This is a genomic window from Mammaliicoccus sp. O-M54, assembly GCF_022386035.1.
In the GTDB taxonomy this organism is placed as follows: Bacteria; Bacillota; Bacilli; order Staphylococcales; family Staphylococcaceae; genus Mammaliicoccus; species Mammaliicoccus sciuri_A.
The window spans coordinates 824,696-832,959 of the sequence record NZ_JAJNJE010000001.1 but is presented as its reverse complement, the minus strand read 5'-3'; the positions used below and the strand labels follow the sequence as shown (position 1 = coordinate 832,959).

Here is an 8,264-nt window from a genome sequence, read left to right as displayed (position 1 = left end):
ATAGCGACGGTATTCCAAATAAAGATGAGTCTGATCCATCTTCAGATCAACCAACTGACAAAGATGGTGATGGTAAACCTGATATTGAAACACCGAAAGATACTGATGGCGATGGCATCACAGATAAAGATGACAACGACATCGATGGTGATGGTGTAAGTAACGAAGATGAAAAAGTCATCGGTACTGATCCAAACAACCCTGATACTGACGGTAATGGTGTAAGTGACGGTGACGAAGACCACGATAGCGACGGTATTCCAAATAAAGATGAGTCTGATCCATCTTCAGATCAACCAACTGACAAAGATGGTGATGGTAAACCTGATATTGAAACTCCGAAGGATACTGATGGCGATGGTACACCTGATAAAGATGACAAAGACATCGACGGCGATGGTGTAAGTAATGAAGATGAAAAACTGATTGGTACTGATCCAAACAACCCAGATACTGACGGTAATGGTGTAAGTGACGGTGACGAAGACCACGATAGCGACGGTATTCCTAATAAAGATGAGTCTGATCCATCTTCAGATCAACCAACGGACAAAGATGGTGACGGTAAACCTGATATCACAACTCCGAAGGATAATGGTTCTGATATGAACTCTGATTCTAACAATAACTCTGGTTCTAATACAGACAGCGGCTCAGACTCTAACTCAAATAGTGGATCTGACATGAACTCTAACTCAAACAACAACTCAGGTTCTAACACTGATAGCAGCTCTGACTCTAATTCTAATAGTGGCTCTGATTCTGCTACTAATAGTTCTTCTGATTCAGACGCTAATAATTCTGGTTCTAACACTGATAGTAGCTCTGACTCTAACTCAAATAGCGGATCTGATTCTGCTACTGATAGTTCTTCTGATTCAGACGCTAATAACTCAGGTTCTAACACTGATAGTAGTTCTGATTCAGACGCTAATAATTCAGGTTCTAATACAGACAGCAGCTCTGATAGTCAATCTGATAAAGATTCTAATTCAGCTAATGACAGCAACTCAGACACTAACTCAAACAGTGGATCTGACAATAGCTCTGATTCAAACAATAACTCAGTTTCTAATACAGATAGCAGCTCTGATAGCCAATCTGATAAAGATTCTAACTCTGCTAATGATAGCAACTCTGACTCAGACTCTAACTCAAATAGTGGATCTGACATGAACTCTGACTCAAACAACAACTCAGGTTCTAACACTGATAGCAGTTCTGATAGTCAATCTGATAAAGATTCTAACTCTGCTAATGACAGTAGCTCTGACTCTAATGCGAACAGTGGTTCTGATTCTGCTACAGATAGCAATTCAGCTACTGACAGTTCTTCTGATTCAGATTTGAACTCTAATAGCGGTTCTAATACAGATAGCAGTTCTGATAGTAGTTCTGACTCTAACAGTACTTCAAATTCTGGCTCTGATTCTGATTCAGACAAAGATACTGACGGAGATGGTACACCTGACAAAGATGACAAAGACATCGATGGTGACGGCGTAAGTAACGAAGATGAAAAACTTATCGGTACTGATCCAAACAACTCTGATACTGACGGTAATGGAGTAAGTGATGGTGACGAAGACCACGATAGCGATGGTATTCCAAATAAAGATGAGTCTGATCCATCTTCAGATAAACCAACGGATAAAGATGGTGACGGTAAACCTGACATTGAAACTCCGAAGGATACTGACGGCGATGGCATCACAGATAAAGATGACAAAGACATCGATGGTGATGGTGTAAGTAACGAAGATGAAAAACTTATCGGTACTGATCCAAATAACTCAGATACTGACGGTAATGGCGTAAGTGATGGTGACGAAGACCACGATAGCGATGGTATTCCGAACAAAGATGAATCTGATCCATCTTCAGATAAACCAACTGATAAAGATGGTGACGGTAAACCTGATATTGAAACTCCGAAGGATACTGACGGCGATGGCATCACAGACAAAGATGACACTGACATCGATGGTGACGGCGTAAGTAACGAAGATGAAAAACTTATTGGTACTGATCCAAATAACCCTGATACTGATGGTAATGGCGTAAGTGATGGTGACGAAGACCACGATAGCGATGGTATTACGAACAAAGATGAATCTGATCCATCTTCAGATAAACCAACGGATAAAGATGGTGACGGTAAACCTGATATTGAAACTCCGAAGGATACTGACGGAGATGGCATCACAGATAAAGATGACACTGACATCGATGGTGATGGTGTAAGTAACGAAGATGAAAAACTTATTGGTACTGATCCAACTAATCCTGATACTGATCACGATGGTATTTCTGATGGTGATGAAGATCATGATGGTGACGGTATTCCTAATAAAGATGAATCTGATCCAAATTCTGCTACACCAACGGATAAAGATGGCGATGGTAAACCTGATATTGAGACTCCAAAAGACACTGATGGAGATGGCATCCCAGATAAAGATGACACTGACATCGATGGCGATGGTGTAAACAATGAGGATGAAAAACTTATCGGTACTGATCCTACAAATCCTGACACTGACGGTAATGGTAAGAATGATGGAGAGGAAGACTTTGATAATGATGGCGTAACAAACCAAAATGAATCTGATCCTGAATCTAATAAACCAACAGATGAAAATGGTGACGGTAAACCTGATATTACTACACCAGATGATACTGATGGTGACGGCATACTGGATAAAGACGAAACTGATAAGGATGGCGATGGTATTAACGATGAAGATGAAATCCTTATTGGAACTGATCCGTTAGATCCAGATACTAATGGTGATGGCGTAAATGATGGAGACGAAGATCATGATGGTGACGGTATACCTAATAAAGATGAATCTGATCCGAATTCTGCTACACCAACTGATAAAGATGGTGATGGTAAACCGGATATCACTACTCCTCATGATACTGATAGTGATGGAATCCCTGATATTGATGATGAAGACATCGATGGTGACGGTGTTAACAATGAAGATGAAAAACTTATCGGTACTGACCCAACTAACCCAGACACTGACGGTAATGGTGTAAGTGATGGAGATGAGGATTATGATAGTTATGGTATACCAAACAAAGACGAATCTAATCCAAATAAAGATAAAGTAACTGATAAAGATGGTAATGGTAAACCTGATATCACAACTCCACAAGATACTGATGGTGACGGTATTCCTGATAAAGAAGATACTGACATCGATGGTGATGGTATCAATAATGAAGATGAAAAATTAATTGGTACTAATCCGAATAATCCAGACACTGATCATGATGGTATCCCTGATGGTGATGAAGACCATGATGGCGATGGTATTCCAAATAAAGATGAATCTAATCCAAATTCAGATAAACCAACTGATAAAGATTATGATGGAAAACCAGATGTATCTACGCCAACTGATCCTAATAAAGATACTGACGGCGACGGTAAACCTGACAGAAATGATAATGACATTGATGGTGACGGCGTTAACAACGAAGATGAAAAACTTATCGGTACTGATCCATTAAATCCTGATACTGACGGTAATGGTGTGAATGATGGTGATGAGGATTACGATAATGATGGTTACTCAAACAAACACGAATCTAATCCTAAATCTGACAAACCAACTGATAAAGATGGTGATGGTAAACCTGACATCTCAACACCTACTGATACAGATGGAGATGGTATTATTGACTTAGATGATCCTGATATCGATGGTGATGGTATCAATGATTACGATGAGATAGAAATTGGTACTGATCCATTAAATCCAGATACTAATGGTAATGGTATCCCTGATGGTGACGAAGATCATGACAAAGATGGTATTCCTAACAAAGATGAATCTGATCCTAAATCTGATTCACCAACAGATAAAGACGGTGACGGTAAACCTGACATCTCAACTCCGAAGGATACTGATGGTGATGGAACACCTGACAAAGATGACAATGACATTGATGGTGATGGTGTAAGCAATAAAGACGAAGAACTTATTGGTACTGACCCAACTAAAGCCGATACTGATGGTAATGGTATTCCTGATGGTGACGAAGACCACGACAAAGATGGTATTCCAAACAAAGATGAATCTGATCCTAAATCTGATTCACCAACAGATAAAGACGGTGATGGTAAACCTGATATTATTACACCTAGTCAATCTGCATCGAATTCACCTGGATATGATTCTAAAGACCAAAGTCCAACTCCAGTTAAACCTGGTTCTGAAACTCATATTCCACAAACTGGTGATAAAGAGTTACCACCTGGTACGAAGTTCGAAGTTCCAGCTGACAAAGTTCCAAGTGGATGGACTGTAACTATAGACCCTAATACTGGTGACTTAACAATCGTTCCACCGAAAGATGTTACACCTGGTACTGAAGTTGAAATTCCAGTAACTGTTACTTACCCAGATGGTTCTACTAAAGAACTTCCGGTTAAAGTTGTTGTTGAAAAAGCTACTGAAAATTCTCAAGCTGACGACAATTCACCTGGTTATGGTTCTAAAGACCAAGGTCCAACTCCAGTTAAACCTGGTACTGAAGTTAAGATACCTCAAACAGGTGATAAAGAATTACCACCTGGTACGAAGTTTGATGTTCCAGCTGACAAAGTTCCAAGTGGATGGACAGTGACTGTTGATCCTAAGACTGGTGACATTACAGTTGTTCCACCTAAGGATGTAACACCTGGTACTATGGTTGATATACCAGTTACGGTTACTTACCCAGACGGCTCTACTGAAATCGTTCCTGTTAAAGTTGTAGTCGAAAAACCTGCTGACAAACCAGCTGGTAAGACTCAAGCTGATGACAATTCACCTGGATATGGTTCTAAAGATCAAGGTTCAACTCCAGTTAAACCTGGTACATCTACTCATATCCCACAAACTGGTGATAAAGAGTTACCACCTGGTACGAAGTTTGAAGTTCCTTCAGACAAAGTTCCAAGTGGATGGACTGTAACTGTAGATCCTATCACTGGTGACATTACAGTTGTTCCACCTAAAGATGTAACACCTGGTACTAAAGTTGATATTCCAGTAACTGTTACTTACCCAGATGGTTCTAAACAAACTGTAACTGTTGGTGTTGTAGTTGAAAAAGCTTCTGATAACACAGACGCTGGTTCTAACAATATGAATGGTATGGATAGCAAAGCTGCTGATCATGCTGGACATATGGCACAAAATGAACAACAACAACAAAGCACTAATGGTATGGAAAGTTCTAAAGATAACATGATGAATAAAGATAACAAAGAACAAGCAAAAGTATTACCAGACACTGGTGAAACACCTGCTGAAAATGTTACTTTATTCGGAAGCTTATTCGCAGGGCTTGGCTCATTATTCTTATTCGGTCGTCGTAAAAAAGAAGAAGAAGAACAATAAAATATAATGAGTAATGAGGGTCTGGAACATTAATGTTCCAGACTCTTAATTTTTATTTTATTTTAAATAAAATGATTATTTTCATTTTTGTCTATACATATTTGAATTTAGATTAAAAAAGATTTATATACATATATTGAAAATGAAAGGACTGAAAGAGCGTGAATGCTAAACAGCAAATCAAACAAATTATAAATGAACATTCTGATTGTGAAAGATTATTTATAAGTATTGGCCATCCTAAAGTTAAAGCCGTTGTTAAAAGCTTTAAATTATCGAACAGTAATCAAATATTTAAATTTATCGAAACATATCGTAAGAAGAGTGGTAAAGCAGCTAAATGGATTAAAATTGATATTGTAACTTCTGTTGAAGATATCCCATTTGATGATTTAAAAGAAGACTTAGTTCATACAACTAGAAATCATGTTGAATATGGTTTTGTATTAGATTCCAATTGGCACCTAGCATTTTTACCAGAAGAAATAAACAGCAATGCTTTTATTAGACCTACAAACGAGAAAGGGATATTCATACTTTCTGAGAAAAATATCAATCATTATTTAAGAAAGTATAAGAAGAATTACAATTTATATTTACACAAAGATTATGAAGGCAAAGTAGTTCAGAGATTCTATACAAAGAGTTTCTTTATTGAAGATGAACAGGTTATCAATTTAGAACAAGAAGGTTACAAGAAAGGGTTAAGGCCAGTAGATAATCTTCCAGTTGAAATTGATCGTATGATTCAAACGAATACAGATTATTTGATGAATCTTATACAAGATAATGGTAAGTATCATTATGGATTTTTCCCACACTTTAATATCAATATCAATGCTTATAACAATTTATGTCATAGTTCAACAACTTATGCATTTATCAAGTCATTATCATATTTGAAGAAGAATATAAGCATTTCTAAGAAACCGATAGATTACATTATCAATCATTATTTATATAAACACGACGGTGCAACATATGTATTTGATGATACAAACTATATTAATGAGATTAAATTAGGTCAGAACGCCGCATTTATACTAGCTGTATGTGGTTATATACAATACGGTCGTTCGAATAAGAAGTATTTAAAAGCAGCTCAAAGTGTTGCGAAAGGCTTATTAAACATGATTGATGAGAACGGAGAAACAACACATGTGTTGAATTATCCAGATTTAACTGTTAAAGATTCATTTAGAGTCATTTATTATGTAGGTCAAGCAGCATTAGCGTTATTAAAATTATATCAACTTGATCAAAATGAAGAATGGTTAAATGCTGCCAAATTACTTTATGAAAAATTTATTCAAAAATCATATTGGAAACACCATGACTACTGGTTAAGTTATAGTGCAGAAGTATTGATTCAAATTGAACCAGAAGAAAAATATTATCAATTTGCTTTTCAAAATTTAGGAGAACATTTGAATAACGTACAAAACCGTCAATTTACAGATCCATTATTACTAGGCATGTTAATGGCTACATATAATATAGTAGAAAGTGCGAAACAACATGACCAAACTAAGTTGATTAATAAATATATTGACGTTGATTTATTAGTTGATACGATTCATAGAAGAGCAGATTATATGAGAACAGGTTATTTTTATCCTGAAGTTGCAATGTATTTCCAAAATCCAGAGCGCATATTAGAGGCATTCTATATTAAACATGAAGGTTATCGTGTAGAGATAGATGATATCGAACATTACTTAACGAGTTATGTAGAGTATTTGAAAGTATTTAATCAATAAGAAAATCCTACCTTTTCCATAGTTATGGAGTAGGTAGGATTTTTATTAGATTAGTATGAAATTATTCGCTAATCTTACCATTTCTATACATTGATTTAGCAATGTAACCAAACGGTACGTTAGATAATGTTGTGATGAGCTTTAAGAAGTATGTCGTAAAGAATATTTCAAATACAACATTGTTCGGTAAGTTACCATAGAACGCAATCAATACAAATATTGCAGTATCAACAATTGAACTGATTACTGTACTTCCGTATGCTCTTATATAGAATGTTCTATCTGAAGAGAATTTCTTCTTGATTAATGTGAATAGTAATACATCTAAATGTTGACCAATAATATATGCAATGATGGATCCAAGTGCAATTCTTGGTACAATATTAAAGATTGTTTCAAGTGCTTCTTGAGAGATATCTTCCTGTGCAGGAATAAACGCTAGAGAGCACTGTAATAATATAACCATGACGATTACTGAAGAAAATCCAAGCCAAACTGCTTTTCGTGCTTGTTTTCTACCATAGATATCGTTTAATATATCTGTTGCAAGATAAATTGATGCGAACATAACATTTCCAAGTGTTGCACTAACTGAAAAGAGTTCTACTGTTTTAATAACCTGTATATTTGCTATAATAGTACCTATAGCAACCCAAACGAACAGGCCAGTTTTTCCAAAAAATCGGTATAGAACGAGCATCAATATAAACGTAACGAAGAAAGTTCCAATACCTATTAATTCATTATACATAACTTTGTTCCTCCTAAATTTTGATATAGCGGGTGTTTAGAAACCGCGATAATCGAACTTATCTATTATACGGCTCAAAGTTATAAAAATCAATAAGCTTTATCGTAAACAATTTGTATGATGAATGTTATAATAACGGTCTAGTAAGGGAGTGACACTCATTTTAGCTCAAGAAGAGAAACAAGCAATTAAACAAATAGATCAATTGATGGAAACATACTGTAAAGGGTGTTTATTAAAGACACACTATAGAGAAACAAAGGGTAAACACCAAGCACATCAGTATTGTATATCGGAATGTTCTATCGGTATACGCATTAAACAATTAGGTAACAAGTTGCAATAAGGAGG

General features: G+C 36.2%; 4 protein-coding genes. 3 read left to right on the top strand and 1 reads right to left on the bottom strand.

Annotated features, from left to right (window positions below; translation table 11 throughout):
- Together LQ673_RS04125 and LQ673_RS04120 are read left to right on the top strand one after the other, a co-directional pair.
- The coding region (locus tag LQ673_RS04125; RefSeq protein WP_239704610.1) for a Rib/alpha-like domain-containing protein at positions 1-5,402 on the top strand (5,402 nt) is incomplete at its 5' end.
- Between the two features lie 161 nt (positions 5,403-5,563).
- Complete coding sequence (locus tag LQ673_RS04120) at positions 5,564-7,162, top strand: poly(glycerol-phosphate) alpha-glucosyltransferase (protein WP_239704612.1); 1,599 nt, start codon at positions 5,564-5,566, stop codon at positions 7,160-7,162.
- Positions 7,163-7,223: 61 nt separating this feature from the next.
- Here the strand turns inward: LQ673_RS04120 and LQ673_RS04115 are convergent, their stop codons facing one another.
- Complete coding sequence (locus LQ673_RS04115) at positions 7,224-7,913, bottom strand: queuosine precursor transporter (protein WP_191835573.1); 690 nt, start codon at positions 7,911-7,913, stop codon at positions 7,224-7,226.
- A 151-nt stretch (positions 7,914-8,064) separates the two neighbouring features.
- Between LQ673_RS04115 and LQ673_RS04110 the strand changes: the two genes are divergently transcribed.
- Positions 8,065-8,259, top strand: coding sequence for a zinc-finger domain-containing protein (locus LQ673_RS04110; RefSeq protein WP_049318859.1), 195 nt, complete (start codon positions 8,065-8,067; stop codon positions 8,257-8,259).
- Positions 8,260-8,264: the final 5 nt, after the last annotated feature.